General features: G+C 63.1%; 16 protein-coding genes. 6 read left to right on the top strand and 10 right to left on the bottom strand.

Annotated elements, in window-relative coordinates:
- Positions 1–48: 48 nt before the first annotated feature.
- Positions 49–1026 (bottom strand): tripartite tricarboxylate transporter substrate-binding protein, encoded by a 978-nt coding sequence (locus tag NKJ20_RS01525; protein ID WP_352742174.1) that lies wholly within the window; start codon positions 1024–1026, stop codon positions 49–51.
- A 184-nt stretch (positions 1027–1210) separates the two neighbouring features.
- Complete coding sequence (locus NKJ20_RS01520) at positions 1211–1666, bottom strand: DUF2214 family protein (protein ID WP_352742172.1); 456 nt, start codon at positions 1664–1666, stop codon at positions 1211–1213.
- Between the two features lie 226 nt (positions 1667–1892).
- Here NKJ20_RS01520 and NKJ20_RS01515 point away from each other — a divergent pair, with 226 nt between their 5' ends.
- The 6 genes from NKJ20_RS01515 (at position 1893) to NKJ20_RS01490 (ending at position 7880) form a co-directional block, all read left to right on the top strand.
- Positions 1893–2432: a GNAT family N-acetyltransferase gene (locus NKJ20_RS01515; RefSeq protein ID WP_352742171.1), complete on the top strand. Its 540-nt coding sequence runs from the start codon at positions 1893–1895 to the stop codon at positions 2430–2432.
- Positions 2433–2637: 205 nt separating this feature from the next.
- Positions 2638–3615 carry a Bug family tripartite tricarboxylate transporter substrate binding protein gene (locus NKJ20_RS01510; protein ID WP_352448305.1) on the top strand — a complete coding sequence of 326 codons (978 nt, stop codon included), beginning with the start codon at positions 2638–2640 and terminating at the stop codon, positions 3613–3615.
- A gap of 155 nt (positions 3616–3770) precedes the next feature.
- On the top strand, positions 3771–4304 hold the full coding sequence (locus NKJ20_RS01505) for a tripartite tricarboxylate transporter TctB family protein (RefSeq protein ID WP_352448304.1): 534 nt from the start codon (positions 3771–3773) through the stop codon (positions 4302–4304).
- Positions 4305–4308: 4 nt separating this feature from the next.
- A complete protein-coding gene (locus NKJ20_RS01500) occupies positions 4309–5832 on the top strand; it encodes a tripartite tricarboxylate transporter permease (RefSeq protein ID WP_352742169.1) in 1524 nt (507 codons plus the stop codon).
- Positions 5833–5847: 15 nt separating this feature from the next.
- Positions 5848–7032, top strand: coding sequence for a CaiB/BaiF CoA transferase family protein (locus NKJ20_RS01495; protein ID WP_352448302.1), 1185 nt, complete (start codon positions 5848–5850; stop codon positions 7030–7032).
- Positions 7029–7880, top strand: coding sequence for a citryl-CoA lyase (locus tag NKJ20_RS01490; protein ID WP_352703002.1), 852 nt, complete (start codon positions 7029–7031; stop codon positions 7878–7880). Before NKJ20_RS01495 ends, NKJ20_RS01490 begins: the two co-directional genes overlap by 4 nt.
- 78 nt (positions 7881–7958) lie before the next feature.
- Here NKJ20_RS01490 and NKJ20_RS01485 read toward each other — a convergent pair whose 3' ends face one another.
- From NKJ20_RS01485 to NKJ20_RS01450, 8 genes are all read right to left on the bottom strand, one after another.
- Positions 7959–8468: an NUDIX hydrolase gene (locus NKJ20_RS01485; protein WP_352703000.1), complete on the bottom strand. Its 510-nt coding sequence runs from the start codon at positions 8466–8468 to the stop codon at positions 7959–7961.
- Between the two features lie 130 nt (positions 8469–8598).
- Positions 8599–8904: a hypothetical protein gene (locus NKJ20_RS01480; protein WP_352702998.1), complete on the bottom strand. Its 306-nt coding sequence runs from the start codon at positions 8902–8904 to the stop codon at positions 8599–8601.
- Between the two features lie 120 nt (positions 8905–9024).
- A complete protein-coding gene (locus NKJ20_RS01475) occupies positions 9025–9717 on the bottom strand; it encodes a response regulator transcription factor (protein ID WP_352448298.1) in 693 nt (230 codons plus the stop codon).
- Complete coding sequence (locus tag NKJ20_RS01470; RefSeq protein ID WP_352742165.1) at positions 9714–12455, bottom strand: DUF4118 domain-containing protein; 2742 nt, start codon at positions 12453–12455, stop codon at positions 9714–9716. Before NKJ20_RS01470 ends, NKJ20_RS01475 begins: the two co-directional genes overlap by 4 nt.
- 53 nt (positions 12456–12508) lie before the next feature.
- The gene (gene kdpC / locus NKJ20_RS01465; protein ID WP_352502664.1) at positions 12509–13078 is read right to left on the bottom strand and encodes a potassium-transporting ATPase subunit KdpC; all 570 of its coding nucleotides are present in this window, start codon (positions 13076–13078) and stop codon (positions 12509–12511) included.
- 12 nt (positions 13079–13090) lie between these two features.
- On the bottom strand, positions 13091–15184 hold the full coding sequence (kdpB, locus tag NKJ20_RS01460) for a potassium-transporting ATPase subunit KdpB (RefSeq protein WP_352742163.1): 2094 nt from the start codon (positions 15182–15184) through the stop codon (positions 13091–13093).
- A gap of 213 nt (positions 15185–15397) precedes the next feature.
- Complete coding sequence (kdpA, locus tag NKJ20_RS01455) at positions 15398–17101, bottom strand: potassium-transporting ATPase subunit KdpA (protein WP_352742161.1); 1704 nt, start codon at positions 17099–17101, stop codon at positions 15398–15400.
- Positions 17102–17126: 25 nt separating this feature from the next.
- Complete coding sequence (locus tag NKJ20_RS01450; RefSeq protein WP_023675300.1) at positions 17127–17216, bottom strand: K(+)-transporting ATPase subunit F; 90 nt, start codon at positions 17214–17216, stop codon at positions 17127–17129.
- Positions 17217–17491: the final 275 nt, after the last annotated feature.

The raw sequence follows: 17491 nt of genomic DNA, 5'->3' as shown, positions 1-17491 counted from the left end.
CGATGCCGGTGTAAAAACGGGGCGCTGGCGGCGCCCCGTTAAAAACCTTTAGTCGGCGTACTGGCCGGCCGCTTCGATGATCGGCTTCCAGCGCGCAATCTCACTTTCCAGCTTGGCCTTGAGCGCGGCCGGCGTGGCATCGGCCTCGGGCGACGGCTTGGTGCCGAGTTCGGCAAATCGGGCGACGACGTTCTGGTCCTTCAGCGCCACCTGCAGAGATTTCGACAGGCGTTCGGTGATCTCGGCCGGCGTGCCCTTGGGTGCATAGATGCCGTGCCAGATGCCGACCTGCACCTGGGGAAGACCGGCCTCTACCGTCGTCGGAACGTCCGGCAGCACGTCTAGCCGTTGCGGCGAGGTTACGGCATAAGCCTTGATCGTGCCGCCCTGGATCTGCTTGGTGGTATTGGTCGTCTGGTCGCACATGATGTCGACCTGGCCGCCGAGAAGATCGGTCATGGCCGGGCCGGTGCCCTTATAGGGTACGGTGACCAGCGGCGTGCCGATGGCGCTCATAAACAGCATGCCGCACAGATGCGAGGCGGCACCGATCCCGGCATTGGCAACGGTGATGCTGTCCTTGTTGGCCTTGGCGTAGTCGACCAGCCCCTTCAGATCGGTCGGCTCGAGGTCCTTGCGGCCGACGATGGTCATCGGCACCTCGGTGACGAGGCCGACATATTCGAATGCGTTCAGCGTGTCGTAGGCGAGCTTTCTGTAGAGCGTAGCACTTGTCGCCATGCCGATGTGATGGAGGAGCAGCGTGTAGCCGTCAGGCTCGGCATTTGCGACGCGGCCCGCGCCGAGCGTGCCGCCGGCGCCGCCGACATTCTCGACGATGACCTGCTGGCCGAGGTCCTTCGACATGGCTTCCGCGACAAGACGCGTGACGGTGTCAGTAGGGCCGCCGGCCGAAAACGGCACGACAATGGTGATGGTGCGTTCGGGGTAGGTCTGCGCGCCAGCGGCCGGTGGGTAAAGCATGGCGGCCGCAGCGACAGCTAGCGCGGCGACGAATTTTCTCATCGTGATTCCTCCCAGGATATGATTGCCAACCGCTGCGCGGAGTTCCTCTCAAAACCGAATGTAGATGGAGCAATAACTAGCGCAACCCGACAAATGACAATCGGGCTCAAACGGCAAACTGCACGTCTATCCGCGCAAATGAGTGGGAAGGCTGGGCCGTGCGATGCCCTTCCTCCAACCTATGCTAGTAGCCATAGCCGCGCGCCATCGCCGCCGCGAACACCGGGATCAATCGGAAGATCAATGCCTCGGTGCGGACATAGGTGCGAACGGACGTTAGCTCCGCCGCAGGCACCTGGAAGCCGGGATTGGCGACTACCTTCCTGTTCCAGGACAGGAAACGGATGGTCGGGATAATCGACAACAGGCCGACAATGGCGAAAGCGGCCATCTTTGCCCAGAACATCCAATTGTAGACGTAGAATTCCCAGCCCTTCAGACCATAGACGACGCGGCCGATGCCGGCGACGATGATCAGCATGGCGATGATGCCGTAGTGGCGATCGATGCCGACAAGCCGCTTCAGCGTCGCGGCGGACAAGTCGCTGCGGATCAGGACGAACTCGGCGCCGATGATGCCTGCCAGCGAAAACACCAGCAGATGATGGAAGATGGCAAGCACAAGGTCGGTGGTGTCCATGCTGTTCCCCTCTGTCGGACGGCAGCGCCGAAACCCAACGCGCCTGAACCAGTACTGGAGAAAAACTAACACCGCCTGGCAGGATTCACATCAGCCTGGAAGATGATCTACACAGCCTTGGCTCTTGTTTTTCGCAACGGATTTGGATTTCCCGTCTCGGGCGTGTCGCTGTCCCCACTTTTGGAAGACCTGCATTAGGCACCGGCAACACAACCGAGACATGATCATGGCCAGTCCGCATACAATTGTCGCCCCAGTGATTGAGACCTCGCGCACGGTCCTGCGGCCGCACCGGCTTGACGATTTCGACGCCTATGTCGCAATGTGGGCCGATCCCGTCGTCACCCGCTTTATCGGCGGCAAGCCGCGCACGCGGGAGGAAAGCTGGATGCGCTTCCTGCGGCATGCCGGCCTGTGGTCGCTTCTGGGCTACGGCTTCTGGGCGATCGAGGAAAAGGCGACCGGCCGCTTCATCGGCGAGGCCGGCTTTCACGATCTGAAACGCGACATGACGCCGTCGATCGAGGGCATTCCGGAGGCCGGCTGGGCTCTGGTTTCGGGCGTGCATGGCCAGGGGTTGGCCAGCGAAGTCGTCGCACGGGTGCTTGCCTGGGGCGACGAGACGTTCGGCGCCGCGAAGACCGTCTGCATCATCGATCCGGAAAACACCGGATCGCTGAACGTCGCGGCAAAACGTGGTTATGGCGAAGTGCTGCGAACCGTCTACCAAGGCAAGCCGACCATCCTGCTGGAGCGGCAACCCTGACGGATGCTGTTTGGCACTGCCTGCCACGTCGTCTTCGGGCGTCCGGTTCGCCAGCCTGAAAATCGCGCAGGCCGATTGCCGCATGCGGAGTGTTCTGTCTTTGACAGGAGGACGCAAACTCTGCATGAATTTTATCGAGCGGGTCTGAAGTCAGGCCACGTTTCTGGCAGGCACCGGAGGAGGTGTCGCGATTTGGAGGAATCCCATGCTGAACAGACGCCGATTCTTGATGAGCACCGCGGCAGCAGGTGCTGCCGGACTCGCGCAATCGCATTTTATCCCCGCCTTCGCGCAGGACGCGCCGCAGCTGCAGATTTTCGTGCCAGCGGCGCCAGGCGGCGGCTGGGACCAGACGGCGCGCGCCATGGACCAGGTGCTGCGCAGCGAAAAACTGATCTCCGGCTCGCAGATCACCAATGTCGGCGGCGCCGGCGGTACTGTCGGCCTGCCGCAATTCGTCAACCAGTGGAAGGGCAAGGGCAATGCGCTGATGGTGGCTGGCATGGTCATGGTCGGCGCGATCATCGCCAACAAGGCGGCTAACAACCTTACCGAGGTCACGCCAATCGCCCGCCTTACTGGCGAGTTTGAGGCGCTTGTGGTGCCGGCCGCCTCGCCATTCAAGACTGCGGCCGACTTTGTTGCCGCCCTCAAAGCCGACCCGACGCAGGTTCCGGTCGCCGGCGGTTCGGCTGGCGGCTCGGACCACATCTTGTTCGGCCTCATCGCCAAGACCGTCGGTGTTCCGGCCACCAATCTCTCCTATGTGCCGTTTGCCGGCGGTGGCGAGGCGCTCTCGGCGCTGCTCGGCAACCAGGTCGCGGCCGGCATCTCCGGCTATGGCGAGTTCGCCGAACAGGTCAAGGCGGGTGCGCTGCGGCTGCTGGCCATCTCCGCAGATAAACGCCAGGAGGGAATCGATGCGCCGACGATGAAGGAAGCCGGCATCGATGTCGAGCTGTTCAACTGGCGCGGCGTCTTCGCACCGCCCGGCGTCTCGGACGCCGACAAGGCAGCAATGATCAAGCTGATCGAGACCATGGCCAAGAGCGACGCCTGGGCCACCGAATGCAAGAACCGCAACTGGACGCAGATCCTGCTCACCGGTGACGATTATACGAAATTCGTCGCCGAAGACACGGCCCGCATCGGGACGATACTCAAGGACCTCGGCCTGGCGTGATGCTCTCGGCAAGGGGCGGCCTGCGCCAACCCTTGCCGACTTTCGCCAGCCGCATGGACATACGCGGCGCCGGAGGTGAAACTACGCCGAGATCGGCCGAGTGAGACCGGTCTAAGGAGAACCGGCCCCAAGGGACCGACATTGGGAGGACGATGATGAGCACCAGCGACCAGCCGGCGCCGCCGCGCCTTGCAGTGCCCGAACTGCTGATCGGCGTCGGGCTCCTCGCCTGTGCCGGTGCGGTTGCCTGGCAGACGCTGGCAATCCCGGTGTCGCCGCTCTATTCCAAGGTCGGTCCGACCGTCTTTCCCTACATCACCATGACCGGGATGGTGATCCTGTCGCTGCTGCTCATCATTGCCGCCTTGCGGGGCGGCTGGCAGCCGGAGGACGAAAAGGAGACGCCGACCGACTGGAAGGCGATGGGCATCGCTGCCCTCGGACTGATCGCCAACCTCGTGCTGATCCAGCCGCTCGGCTTTACCGCTGCATCTGTCGTCATGTTCGTTCTCATCTGCCACGGTTTCGGCAGCCGGCGTCCGCTGCGTGACGTGCTGCTCGGGCTGATCCTGGCGCTGGCCGCCTATTTCGGCTTTGCCAGGGCGCTTGGCGTCAATATCGGCGCCGGCTTCATCGAAAACCAGCTGAACGCGATCGTCGATTCGGTCGTTGCCATGCTGAGGGGCTGACGCCATGGAAACGCTCGGCCATCTCGCGCACGGATTTTCGGTCGCCTTCTCGCCGATCAATCTCATATGGTGCCTGGTCGGCACCACGCTGGGGACTGCGATCGGCGTGCTGCCCGGCCTCGGGCCGGCACTGACCATCGCGCTGCTGTTGCCGATCACCTACCAGGTGGCACCGGAGGCGTCGTTCATCCTGTTTGCCGGCATCTACTACGGCGCCATGTATGGCGGCTCGACGACATCGATCCTGCTCAACACGCCTGGCGAAAGCGCCACCATCGTCACCGCGCTGGAAGGCAACCGGATGGCCCGCTCCGGCCGTGGCGGTGCGGCGCTGGCGACCTCGGCGATCGGCTCCTTCGTCGCCGGCACGCTGGGCACGATCGGCGTTGCCTTCCTGGCGCCGATCGTCGTCAAATTCGCGCTGGCCTTCGGCCCGGCCGAATATTTCTCGCTGATGGTGCTGGCCTTCATCACGGTTTCGGCGGTGCTCGGCTCGTCGTCGGTGCGCGGCCTGACCAGCCTGTTCGTCGGCTTCGTTGTTGGTATGATAGGCGTCGACCTGCAGACGGGGCAGCCGCGCTTCACCTTCGGCACGAGCGAATTGCTCGACGGCGTCGACGTCATCGTCGTCGCCGTTGGCCTGTTCGCCGTTGGCGAGACGCTTTACATGGCCTCGCGCCGCTATGCCGGCAAGGACGATATCGTGCCGTTGAAGGGCTCGCTCTACATGACCGCAGCCGAATGGGCGCGCTCGTGGAAGCCATGGCTGCGCGGTGCCCTGATCGGCTTCCCGATCGGTGCCATGCCGGCCGGCGGCGCCGAAATCCCGACCTTCCTGTCCTATGCGATCGAGAAGAAACTCTCCAGACACAAGGAGGAGTTCGGCACGGTCGGCGCCATCGAGGGCGTTGCCGGGCCGGAAGCGGCCAACAATGCATCCGCGGCCGGCGTGCTGGTGCCGATGCTGACGCTCGGCCTGCCGACCTCGGCGACGGCCGCGATCATGCTGTCGGCGTTTCAGAGCTACGGCATCAATCCGGGGCCGCTGCTGCTGACGACGCAGGCCGACCTGGTGTGGGGGCTGATCGCCAGCCTGTTCATCGCCAATGTCATCCTTGTCGTCCTCAACCTGCCGCTGATCGGGCTTTGGGTGCGATTGCTGAAGATCCCGGCGCCGCAGCTCTATGCCGGCATCCTGGTGTTCGCCACGGTCGGCACCTACGGCATCTCGCAATCGCCGATCGACCTCGCCATCCTCTATCTGCTCGGTGCCGCGGGCTTTCTGATGCGGCGTTTCGATTTCCCGACCGCGCCCGTCATCATCGGCATGATTCTCGGGCCGCTTGCGGAAACGCAGTTCCGCCGCGCGATGACCATCTCGAACGGCGATTGGACGGTGTTCTACAAGCATCCGCTGTCGCTGACGCTGCTGACGCTGGCCTTCATCGGGCTGGTTGGACCGCATATCTGGGCCTACATCGAGCACAGGCGCATGCGTGGACCGGAGCACGTGCCGGGCGATGCCTGAGCTGTTCGTGACGTCATGACAGACCTGCTTTCCGGCATCCGCGTTCTCGACCTGACCAATGTGCTGGCCGGCCCCTATTGCGCCTACCAGCTGGCGTTGCTCGGGGCCGACGTCATCAAGGTCGAGACGCCGCAAGGCGGTGATCTGGCGCGCCAGCTCGGCGCCTCTCCGGAGCTCAACCGGGCGGGCATGGGCGCTTCGTTCCTGGCGCAGAATGCCGGCAAACGCTCGGTGGCGCTCGATCTCAAGCAGGAGGCCGACCGCGAACGCTTCCTCGATCTGGTCGCTTCGGCCGACGCGCTGGTCGAGAATTTCCGCCCCGGCGTGATGAACCGGCTGGGGCTTGGCCATGCCAGGCTGAAGGAGGTCCGGCCAAGCCTTGTCTACTGTGCGATATCGGGCTTCGGCCAGACCGGGCCGATGCGCGACAATCCAGCCTACGACCAGATCATCCAGGGTCTTTCCGGCATCATGAGCATCACCGGTACACCGGAAACGGCGCCGCTGCGTGTCGGCTATCCCGTCGCCGATACGCTTGGTGGGCTGGTCGGAGCCTTCGCCATTACCGCCGCACTGGTCAAGCAGAAGACGACTGGCGAGGGCGCGTTCCTCGACGTGTCGATGCTCGAATGCACGCTTTCTGCGCTCGGCTGGCCGGTGTCGAACTATCTGACGGCGGACGTCGAGCCGCAGCCGATGGGCAATGAAAACATGACGGCCGCACCGTCTGGCGCGTTTCGCACCGGCGACGGCTTGCTCAACATCGCCGCTAACAAGCAGGAGCAGTTCGTCGCGCTCTGCCGATTGATCGGCCGGCCGGAGCTGGCCTCGGATGTCCGCTTTGCCGAGCGCGAAACGCGCAAGCAGAACCGGATCGCATTGAAAGCGCTGATCGAGGACGCCCTGGCGAGCGGCTCTGCCGCCGCCTGGGAGGAGACGTTCAATCGCGCCGGCGTGCCGGCCGGCCGGGTGCTGACGATCCCGCAGGTCCTGCAGGAGCAACAGGTGGTCGAGCGCGGCATGACGGCACGCTTCCAGGCTGTGTCCGGGATGGCCAGACCGCTGACCGTGGTGCGCGGCGGCTTCATGGTCGATGGCGAGGCACCTTTGCCGAGCAGGCCGCCGCCGGGGCTCGGCGAGCATATGGACGAGGTTTTTGCCGGCCTGCCGCCGCGTGCCAGGAAAAGAGCGAAGGCATGAGCGGAACGCAAAACAAGACTGGTCGCACACGCGGCGAGGAATGGTGGCAGACCGGCATCATCGAGATGCGCCCCGGCGTCATCCGGCTGCGCGGCTATGAAATCCAGGATCTGATCGGCCGCGTCAGCTTTCCGGCAATGATCTGGCTGATGCTGCGCGGCGAACTGCCAAGCGAGGAGCAGGCGGCGCTGCTTGGCATCGCGCTGGGTGCTGCCGTCGACCACGGGCCGCAGGCGCCGTCGATCGCCATCGCCCGTATGGCGATCACCTGCGGCGTCGGCATCAACAGCGCCATGGCATCAGCCGTCAACGTGCTTGGCGATGTGCATGGCGGCGCCGGCGAACAGGCGCTTTCCTTCTACGGAGACATCGCTGCCGAACTGGACGCCGGCATGCCGCTTGCGGACGCCGTGTCGGCGCGGCTCGATCGTTTCCTTGCCGGGGAAAACGGCTATGTGCCCGGGCTCGGCCATCGTTTCCATCCGGTCGACCCGCGGGCGCCCCGCCTCATCGAGCTAACCCACGACTTTGCCGCGCGCGGCATCGTCAGCGGGCGCTTCGCCGACATCGCCGAGGCGATCGAGGCCGAGGTGGCGCGGCGCAAGGGCAAAAAAATCCCCCTCAATATCGACGGCGCCACGGCCGTCATCTACGGCGAGCTCGGCTTTCCGCCGCCGCTGACGCGCGGCCTTTTCGTGCTGTCGCGCTCGGTCGGTATCCTCGCACATGCGTGGGAACAGTCGCAGGAAAGCGACCGCAACAAGGGGCCGCTGCCGCGCGAATGGCTGTGGGCCTATGCCGGCACGCCGGCGCGGCCTCTGCCCGAGGAAGACGATGGCAGTCAGTGAGGCATCGGTTCAAGAGACGGCGGCGGCGGGCGCTGGAATCAATTCCATCCCGACACAGTCGGGACAGGCCTCCATCTTCTATTGAGCGGGATCTTTTCCGAACGCCGGACTCTGCTTTTTGGGATTATGCTCCAGCTCGGCAATCCTGATGTTCCTCACCAGCGCCGAAAGATCCGGCTCGTCGATGAGCAACGCCGCGTCGGCTGGTGCCAGCCATGCCCGCTGCCGCCTCCTGGCTTCCTGCCAGTCGGCAAGTTCCTCGGTTACTTCCAGCAAATAGACGACGACGTCGACACGGACGAAGCGGTTTGCCAGCCGCTTCCAGTAGGAATAGGTGCCGGCCGGTTGTTTCAGTGTCTTGCCGAGAACGCCGGCTTCTTCCTGTGCTTCGATAGTGGCCGCCTTGCGGCCGCTCTTGCCCTTCATCGGCCAGCCCTTCGGCACGATGAAGCGCCTCGTCGTTCGCGATGTGACGAGCATCACCTCGACTCCGCCATGCCCATTCAGCCGAAAGGGGATCGCCGCGACCTGGCGAACCCCGTCGCCCTTCCTTGCCTTGCGTACAACCTTCTTCTTGCTGGCTGCCATTCGATAATCCAGTCGAATCGGTGCCCAGACGGCAAGGGCAGCGTTGCAAACTCGCCCGCTTTCAATGGGGCGCAGGCGGAGCGGTTTCCCCAGTATATAAGTCGGCTAAATAAATGAAAGGGACCGGTCGTCAGCGGCAAGAGCTGACAAAGCCGCTCCCCGACGGCAGCAACTGGCAAGTTGGCCTCATCTGCGGCACCTCCTGCCGTTGCGGTATTGGGATTTGGCGATCCTGGGCACGGTACTGCTGTTGCTGCTGCTGGTATTGCTGCCGACGCAGCCTGTTCTCCAACATCTGCAACTGGTCCTGCTGGATCAACACGTTGCGGTCGGCGGGACTGACGACCTGTGCCGATGCAGCAGGATTTACGCCCGACAGCATCGCCGCAGTCAGCATTGCCGACCCTAAAAACGTCAATAGACGAAGCCGTGACATCCATTCATTCCCGCACAAACCGATCTTCCCTTAATATAGGGCTTTTGTCCGGCGACACCATGGCCGCCGCTGATTTGAAGCGGATTGGAAGGGGCATTTCCGCTTCGGATGCTCGTCCCGTCAATCGACTTCGCGCAGCCGGTATCCGACGCCGGTCTCGGTCGTGATATAGCGGGGCTGGTCGGGCGTCTTCTCAATCTTTAGCCTGAGTTGCCGGACATAGACTCTGAGATATTGAACGTCGGTGGAATCGCCCCAGACCTGCTTCAGCAGGAACTGGTGGGTGAGAACCTTGCCGGCGTGCTGCACCAAGGTGCGAAGAATGTCGTATTCCTTCGGCGAGAGCTTTATCTCCTTGTCCTCGACCTTGACGATGCGCTTCACCAGATCGACGGAGAGGTCGCCGGTCTGGAACACCGGTCTCTCACCCTGCTGCTGGAACTTGTGGCGAAGCGCGACGCGGATGCGTGCGACAAGCTCGTTCATACCGAATGGCTTGGTGACATAATCGTCGGCGCCGAGTTCGAGGGCCGAGACGATGCCGGCCTCGTCGGTTCGGCTGGAAAGAATAACCACGGGAATGTCCAGGCCATCATCCCGCCATTTGCGGAGCAACTCATGCCCGCTCATGCCGGGCAGGCCGAGATCGAGCAGCACAAGGTCCGGCTTTTCCGTCGCGATGAGTTCAATCGCCGCCCTGGCGTTCGGCGCCTCGCTGATCGCATAGCCTTGGCTGCCAAGCCCGACGCGAAGCAGTTTCCGGATCGGCGGTTCGTCGTCCACCACCAATATCCTGACGTCCAGGCTCGTCATGCCAGATCGTCCATATTTTGATGGCCCGTCTCGGGTTCGCCGAGATTGGGCAGTTCCGCCGGCACCAGTTGCATCCTGATGGTGAAAACCGCCCCCGAGCGGTCGGACCTGTTTGCCGCCAAGAGCGTCCCGCCCATCGCTTCGATGAAGCCGCGGCAAATCGACAGGCCGAGCCCCGTGCCGGCACGCACCTGGTCACCCTTGCGCACACGGTAGAAAGTGTCGAAAACGCGCTCTAGATCCGCTGGCGGAATGCCTGGTCCCTCATCCATGATCTGCAGGATGACGAAGCCGTTGTCGGCCCAGGCTTGCAGGCGGATCGTCGAACCTGGCGGCGCGTATTTTGCAGCATTGTCGAGGAGGTTGAACAGCACCTGTTCGAACAGAACGGGGTCGACCCGCAACATCGGCAGATCCGATGGAATGTCGATCTCGGTCTTATGCTCGCCGACGATTTTGCGGGCCCGATACAGAGCTGAACCGACAATGTCGCCGAGATAGTGAAACGCATAGTTCGGCTCCATCGTGCCGGATTCGATCTTGGTCATATCGAGCAGATTGGCGATGAAGCGGTTAAGCCTCTCCGCTTCATCGAGCACGGTCGACAGCAGTTCCGCCCGGTCCTGCTCGGGAAGCGCGGCCTCGAAGTCCCTGAGTGTTCCGGCCGCGCCCATGATGGCGGCAAGCGGCGTTTTCAAATCGTGGGAAATGGAGGTGAGCAAGGCTGAGCGCAGACGGTCTGCCTCGGCCGCAAGCTTGGCCCGGTCAACATCGGCGACGAGCTGGATGCGCTCGATGGCGACCGCCGCCTGGTCGGCGAGCGCATCGAGCAGACGCTGCTGCTCGGGTGTCAGCAGCGGACCTTGCTTGTCGTTGTCGAGGCCGACAACGCCTACCGCCGTGCGTCCGGTCCGCAAGGGCAGATAGAGGCGCTTTGCTCCGGGCAGCGTGTCGGCGCCGCGCCCGGCGGCGCGGTTATGCTCCCAGGCCCAGCGGGCTGCTGCGATGTCGGCCTCGGCCAGCGTGTCGTCGGGTGGGTAGCCGGCTTTGACCGCAATTGTGCCGTTCTCCGGCAGAAGCAGCACCACGCGCAGCTTCAGCATCGAGGCGATCTGGAAGGCAGTCGCCCAGAGAACGTCATCAAGCGTCCCAGCGCCGGCGAGCTTCTTTGAGAAGAGATAAATATCTTCCGTGGCGCGTGCCCGCGAGCGCGCAGCGACCGCCTGACGCTGCACGCGCGCTGTTAGATTGCTGGCAATGACCGCAACAACCAGGAAGACAGCCAGCGCAACGATGCTCTCCGGATCCTCGATCGTCAGCGTGTAGCGTGGTTCCAGGAAGAAATAGTTGAAGGCAATGGCGCTGATGAGGCAGGCATACAAAGCCGGCCAGAGACCGCCGGTCACCGCCGACGTCAGGACCCCAATGAGAAAGATGATCGCGAGATTGCGGACGTCGAGAAACTGGTCGAGAAGGACGGCGAAGGCGAGCGAGCCAACAACATAGGCCGTGGCCATGAGATAGGGCCAGATCTCGAACTGCCACTGCTCGTCCGCCGCCTTGACGGTCCTCGACGTCGCCTCGGCGTTGCGTTCGCTTCCCGAAATGACATGGACGCTGATGTCGCCGGCATTGCGGATGAGATCGTAAGTGAGCGAGCCTTCGATCAATTCCCGCCAGCGCGATCGGGTCGGCCTGCCGATCACGATATGGGTGAAGTTGTTCGCCGTCGCATGCCGAACGATGTCTTGCGCGACGTTCTGACCCGGAATGGTCGTCACCTCGGCACCGAGCTGCTCGGCAAGGCGCAGCTGCGTCGCCAGCCGATCCTTGTCCTCCTCGGGCATGGCAGCTGAACGAGGGGTATCGACATGAAGCGCCGTCCAAGGGGCGCGGAGCCGGTCGGCCAACCTCCGCGCATAACGTACACGGGCCGCCCCGCCCGGACGCGCATCGACGCAGACGAGAACCCTTTCCCCCGCCGCCCAAGGCCCGGGTATCGCGTGGGCCTGCATGTGGGTCAGCAACTGCTCGTCGACCCGCTGGGCAGTGCGGCGGAGCGCCAATTCCCGGAGCGCCGTCAGATTGCCCGGCGAGAAATAGTTCTCGATGGCGCGCTGGGCGGTGCTGGGGATGTAGACCTTGCCTTCCTCAAGCCGTTTGATCAGATCGTCGGGGGTGAGGTCGATGATCTCGATGTCGTCGGCCTGGTCGATTATGGAGTCGGGGACAGTTTCCCGCACCCTGACGCGGGTGATCTGCGCCACGACATCGTTCAGGCTCTCGACGTGCTGGATATTCAGCGTCGTGTAGACATCGATGCCGTGCGTCAGGATTTCCTGGACGTCGAGATAGCGCTTGGGGTGACGGCTGCCGGCGACGTTGGTGTGGGCGAGTTCGTCGACCAGAACTAGCGCCGGGTGCCGGGCGAGGATGGCGTCGAGATTCATCTCCTCAAGGATCCGCCCCTTGTAATCGATCTCAAGGCGAGGAATGACCTCGTAGCCTTCGACCAGCGTCTGGGTTTCCTTGCGGCCGTGCGTCTCGACGATGCCGATCACCACGTCGACCCCGTCGGCCAGCCTGGCGCGGCCCGACATCAGCATCTCGTAGGTCTTGCCGACACCGGGGGCGGCGCCGAGAAATATCCTCAGGCGGCCGCGCTCCTCCCGCTCGGCATGCTCGAGCAGCGCGTCGGGAGAGGGCCTGGTTTCGGCGGTGCGTCTGTCGTCTGGCATACGGGTCAATCATGAACGGCGCCGGCTTCGGTGTCGATCCCGGCGCCGGTCCTTCACTGTTTCATGGCATCGTCCAGCGCAAGGTTGAGGGCCAGCACATTGACTACCGGCTCGCCGATGAATCCCAATTCGCGATCTTCGACATGGCTGTCGACAAGCGATTTGATCCTGGATTCATCGACGCCCCTGGCCTTGGCCACCCTGGCAACCTGAAAATAGGCCGCATCGGGGCTGATATGCGGATCGAGGCCGCTGCCGGACGTGGTGACCAGATTCATCGGTACCGGCTGGCTCGGGTTTTCGGCTCTCAGCTTTTCGGCGTCGCTCTTGATCCTGTCGATGAGCTTCGGGTTGGTCGGGCCGAGATTCGAGCCGCCCGAGGCGGCGGCATTGTAGCCGTCGCCGGCAGCCGACGGGCGGCCATGGAAGTAGCGGTCGCTTTCGAAAGCCTGGCCGATCAGCTCGGAACCGACGAGCTTGCCGTCCTTCTCGATCAGGCTGCCATTGGCCTGGCGCGAAAACAGCGCCTGGGCAATGCCGGTCATGCCGATCGGATAGACCAAACCCGTCAGAATGGTGAAGAAGACGATCATGACGATCGCGGGCCTGATTTGATTGAGCATCGACGTGGTTCCTTAGGCGAGACCGAGAGCGGTGATGGCCATGTCGATCATCTTGATGCCGACGAAGGGCACTACGACGCCGCCAAGGCCATAGACAATGAGATTGCGGCTGAGCAGCGCACCGGCGCCGACCGCGCGGTATTTGACGCCCCTCAGCGACAGCGGGATCAGCGCAATGATGATCAGCGCGTTGAAGATGATGGCCGAGAGGATAGCGCTCTGCGGCGTCGCCAGATGCATGACATTGAGCGCTTGCAGCGGCCCGGCGGTCTGGCCCGGGGCGATGTAGAAGACGGCGAATATTGCCGGGATGATGGCAAAATACTTGGCCACGTCGTTGGCGATGGAGAAGGTGGTCAGCGAGCCACGCGTCATCAGCAGCGCCTTGCCGATTTCGACGATCTCGATCAGCTTGGTCGGATCGCTGTCGAGATCGACCATGTTGCCGGCCTCGCGCGCCGCGACCGTGCCGGTGTTCATGGCAACGCCGACATCGGCCTGCGCAAGGGCCGGCGCATCGTTGGTGCCATCGCCGCACATCGCGACCAGTTTGCCTTTGGCCTGCTCGTCGCGGATCAGCTTCAACTTGTCCTCGGGCGTCGCCTGGGCAAGGAAGTCGTCGACGCCGGCTTCCGCCGCGATCGCCGCCGCGGTCATCGGATTATCGCCGGTGATCATCACCGTGCGGATGCCCATGCGGCGCAATTCGGCAAAGCGTTCTGCGATGCCACCCTTGACGATGTCCTTCAGATGGACGACGCCGAGCAGGCGCCCGTCGCGCTCGACCGCGAGTGGAGTGCCACCCGATTTGGCGATCTCGTCGGCGATCGCCTGAAGGTCGCGGACGGTGTCGCTGCTGGGGCGCGTACTGCCTGTGGCAACGGTCGAGAGGTTGACGTGGGCAAGTACCGCATCGACTGCGCCCTTGCGGACCGAGGAGCCTTCCAGATCGACACCGCTCATGCGGGTTTGCGCGGTGAAGGGCACGAAAGTCGCGTGCAGGCTTGCCATGTCGCGGGCGCGGATGGCGTATTTTTCCTTCGCCAGGACGACGATCGAGCGGCCTTCCGGCGTTTCGTCGGCAAGCGAGGCAAGCTGAGCCGCGTCGGCCAGTTCCTGTTCGGTGACGCCCTTGACCGGTCGAAATGCCGTCGCCTGACGGTTGCCCAGCGTGATGGTTCCGGTCTTGTCGAGCAGCAGCGTGTCGACATCGCCGGCCGCCTCGACGGCGCGGCCCGACATGGCGAGCACGTTGAAGCGCACCAGGCGGTCCATGCCGGCAATGCCGATAGCCGACAGCAGGGCGCCAATTGTGGTCGGGATCAGGGTAACGAACAGGGCGACCAGCACGGTCACCGAGATATAGCCGCCCGAATACGAGGCGAAGCTCGGGATCGTCGCCGTCGCCAGTACGAAGATCAGCGTCATGCCGACGAGCAGGATGTTGAGCGCGATCTCGTTGGGTGTCTTCTGGCGCTCGGCGCCCTCGACCAGCGAGATCATGCGGTCGAGGAACGTATGACCGGCAGCCGCAGTGATGCGCACGCGGATCCAGTCGGACAAGACCTGCGTGCCGCCGGTCACCGCCGAACGATCGCCTCCGGATTCGCGGATGACCGGTGCGGATTCGCCGGTGATGGCCGCCTCGTTGACCGACGCCACGCCTTCGACCACCTCGCCGTCCGAGGGGATGATGTCGCCGGCTTCGACAAGCACGATGTCGCCGACCTTCAGGCTGGTGCCGGGCACCAGTTTGAACTTGCTGCGGTCGCCACCGTTCAACAGCTTGGCCTGTGTCTCGGTTCGCGCCCGACGCAGCGAGTCAGCTTGCGCCTTGCCGCGGCCTTCGGCCACCGCTTCGGCGAAATTGGCGAAGAGCACGGTGAACCACAGCCAGATGATGATCTGCAGCGTGAAGCCAAGATCGCCGCCGCTGGTAACGAGATCCTTGACGAACAGCACGGTGGTGAGCGCCGAGACGACGGCGACGACAAACATCACCGGGTTTCGCATCAAGGTGCGCGGGTTCAGTTTTCTGAAGGAACCGCCGATAGCGGGCCACAGAATGCGGGTATCCATGATGCTCACGGATTTCGACGGGCTCATTTGGTAGCTCCAGTGTCGATGTTGTTGACCGGTCGATCGTGTGCCGAACGAAGGTGCGGCGGCCCGTAAGCCAGCAGCCAGATCATGATCAAGGCTGCCGCAATAGCGAGGAATGTGGACAGCGTCGGGAAAGGAGGGGGCGTTTTCTCCCCCTCCGGCTCGGGGCGATGCCGGACCTTTCGAGGTATGATCTTGAACCAGGGCATCGCCGTTTCAGAATGTCTGACCGTTGATCATCGCCAGGTGCTCGACGATCGGTCCGACCGCCAGGGCCGGGAAGAAGGTCAGGCCGCCGACGATCAGGATGACACCGGCCAGCAGCCCGACGAACAGCGGACCGTCGGTCGGGAAGGTGCCGGCGGAGGCAGGGACGGTCTTCTTCGCAACCAGCGAGCCAGCAATCGCCAACGCCGGAATAATGACCAGGAACCGGCCCATCAGCATGCCGATGCCGAGCGTTACGTTGTACCAGGGCGTGTTGCCGCTGAGGCCGCCAAAGGCGGAGCCATTGTTCGCCGCGGCCGAGGTGTAGGCATAGAGAACCTCGGAGAAGCCGTGCGGGCCGGCATTGGCGATGGAAGCAACGCCGGTCGGCAGCACCACCGCGATAGCGGTGAAGATCAGCATTGCAAGCGGCAGGCAGAGCACGGCCAGCATAGCCATCTTGACCTCCTTGGCCTCGATCTTCTTGCCGAGATATTCGGGCGTGCGTCCGACCATCAGCCCGGCGACGAAAACGGCAATGACGATGAACATCAGGATACCGTAGAAGCCGGCGCCGACGCCGCCGACAATGACCTCGCCGAGTTGCATGTTGATGATGGGGATCATGCCGCCGAGTGCGGTGAAGCTGTCATGCATGGCGTTGACCGCGCCGCAGGATGCGGCCGTGGTGATGACGGCAAACAGTGCCGACAGGGCGATGCCGAAGCGGCTCTCCTTGCCCTCCATGTTGCCGCCGTCGACGCCCAGCGCATGGACGAGCGGATTGCCGGCGGCTTCCGCCCAGTAGCAGACGGCAACGCCGGCGATGAACAGCACGCCCATAGCCGACAGAATTGCCCAGCCCTGGCGCTGGTTGCCTACCATGCGGCCGAAGACATTGGTCAACGCCGCGCCGAGGGCGAAGATCGTCACCATCTGGATCAGGTTGGAGATTGCATCGGGATTTTCGAAGGGATGCGCTGCATTGGCGTTGAAGAAACCGCCGCCATTGGTGCCGAGCATCTTGATGGCAACCTGGGAAGCGACCGGCCCGACCGCGATAGTCTGTTGCGCGCCTTCGAGCGTCGTCGCGTTGACGTAGGCAGCGAGCGTCTGCGGCATGCCGAGATAGACATAGACCAGAGTCAACACGATGCAAAAGGGCAAAAGCAGGTAGAGCGTGCCGCGGGTCATATCGACCCAGAAATTGCCGATCGATTTGCCTGAGGCTCTAGCAAAGCCGCGGATCAATGCGACCGCAATGGCGACGCCAGTCGCCGCCGACAGAAAATTCTGCACGGTCAAGCCGGTCATCTGCACGAGATAGGACATCGTGCTTTCGCCGCCGTAGTTCTGCCAGTTGGTGTTGGTCATGAAGCTGGCGGCGGTGTTGAAGGCCAGCCCAGGTTCGACGGCGGTCATGCCGGCCGGATTGTAGGGCAGGCCGCCTTGCAGCCGTTGCAGCGAATAGAGCACCAGGAAGCCGGCCAGGTTAAAGAACAGCAGGGCCGCCGCATAGGAGGTCCAATGCTGCTCCTCGCGCTCGCTGGTCCCTGATATGCGGTAGAGCCCGCGCTCGAGCGGGGCCAGAATTGACGACAGGAATGTGCGCTCGCCGCTGAAAACGCGATGCATGTAGCCGCCGAGCGGCTTGGCCAGCAGAACGACGATCCCGCAATAGACGAGGATCTGCAGCCATCCGTTGATTGTCATGGGGTTGGCTCCTTGCCAGCGGAGATCAGAAGCGTTCCGGGCGAACGAGGGCGTATGTCAGGTAGGCGAGAAGAAACAAGGTCACGGCGCCGCCGAGGATATAGTCGAAAAGCATGTTACGATCCCCTAAACTTACAGCTTGTCGCAAGCTTTGATGTAGCCGAAGCATAGAGCAAAAAACGCGATTCCAGTCGCGACAACAACTATGTCCACCGCGCGTTTTCCTTATGTTGTATTTGTTTGTTTACTTTAACAAACTATCAAAACCCGTCGCCGCATCATATCGGCGGCTGGATACACCGCTCCTGTGAATATGGATCAAAGTGCCATAAAGGTTCGAGACGGGACGCGGAGCAAAGAAATCAAAATCCCATAAGGATTTCGCCGCCT

This window comes from Mesorhizobium sp. M0185 (assembly GCF_040322175.1).
Taxonomy (GTDB): Bacteria; Pseudomonadota; Alphaproteobacteria; order Rhizobiales; family Rhizobiaceae; genus Mesorhizobium.
Note: the sequence above shows the minus strand (reverse complement) of the source record. Positions and strands in the feature narration are given on the sequence as shown.

What these genes read in the sequence shown, in the direction of transcription:
- NKJ20_RS01525 (WP_352742174.1), bottom strand. Translation starts at nt 1,026, where the DNA reads ATGAGAAAATTCGTCGCCGCGCTAGCTGTCGCTGCGGCCGCCATGCTT.
- NKJ20_RS01520 (WP_352742172.1), bottom strand. Translation starts at nt 1,666, where the DNA reads ATGGACACCACCGACCTTGTGCTTGCCATCTTCCATCATCTGCTGGTG.
- NKJ20_RS01515 (WP_352742171.1), top strand. Translation starts at nt 1,893, where the DNA reads ATGGCCAGTCCGCATACAATTGTCGCCCCAGTGATTGAGACCTCGCGC.
- NKJ20_RS01510 (WP_352448305.1), top strand. Translation starts at nt 2,638, where the DNA reads ATGCTGAACAGACGCCGATTCTTGATGAGCACCGCGGCAGCAGGTGCT.
- NKJ20_RS01505 (WP_352448304.1), top strand. Translation starts at nt 3,771, where the DNA reads ATGAGCACCAGCGACCAGCCGGCGCCGCCGCGCCTTGCAGTGCCCGAA.
- NKJ20_RS01500 (WP_352742169.1), top strand. Translation starts at nt 4,309, where the DNA reads ATGGAAACGCTCGGCCATCTCGCGCACGGATTTTCGGTCGCCTTCTCG.
- NKJ20_RS01495 (WP_352448302.1), top strand. Translation starts at nt 5,848, where the DNA reads ATGACAGACCTGCTTTCCGGCATCCGCGTTCTCGACCTGACCAATGTG.
- NKJ20_RS01490 (WP_352703002.1), top strand. Translation starts at nt 7,029, where the DNA reads ATGAGCGGAACGCAAAACAAGACTGGTCGCACACGCGGCGAGGAATGG.
- NKJ20_RS01485 (WP_352703000.1), bottom strand. Translation starts at nt 8,468, where the DNA reads ATGGCAGCCAGCAAGAAGAAGGTTGTACGCAAGGCAAGGAAGGGCGAC.
- NKJ20_RS01480 (WP_352702998.1), bottom strand. Translation starts at nt 8,904, where the DNA reads ATGTCACGGCTTCGTCTATTGACGTTTTTAGGGTCGGCAATGCTGACT.
- NKJ20_RS01475 (WP_352448298.1), bottom strand. Translation starts at nt 9,717, where the DNA reads ATGACGAGCCTGGACGTCAGGATATTGGTGGTGGACGACGAACCGCCG.
- NKJ20_RS01470 (WP_352742165.1), bottom strand. Translation starts at nt 12,455, where the DNA reads ATGCCAGACGACAGACGCACCGCCGAAACCAGGCCCTCTCCCGACGCG.
- kdpC (WP_352502664.1), bottom strand. Translation starts at nt 13,078, where the DNA reads ATGCTCAATCAAATCAGGCCCGCGATCGTCATGATCGTCTTCTTCACC.
- kdpB (WP_352742163.1), bottom strand. Translation starts at nt 15,184, where the DNA reads ATGAGCCCGTCGAAATCCGTGAGCATCATGGATACCCGCATTCTGTGG.
- kdpA (WP_352742161.1), bottom strand. Translation starts at nt 17,101, where the DNA reads ATGACAATCAACGGATGGCTGCAGATCCTCGTCTATTGCGGGATCGTC.
- NKJ20_RS01450 (WP_023675300.1), bottom strand. Translation starts at nt 17,216, where the DNA reads ATGCTTTTCGACTATATCCTCGGCGGCGCCGTGACCTTGTTTCTTCTC.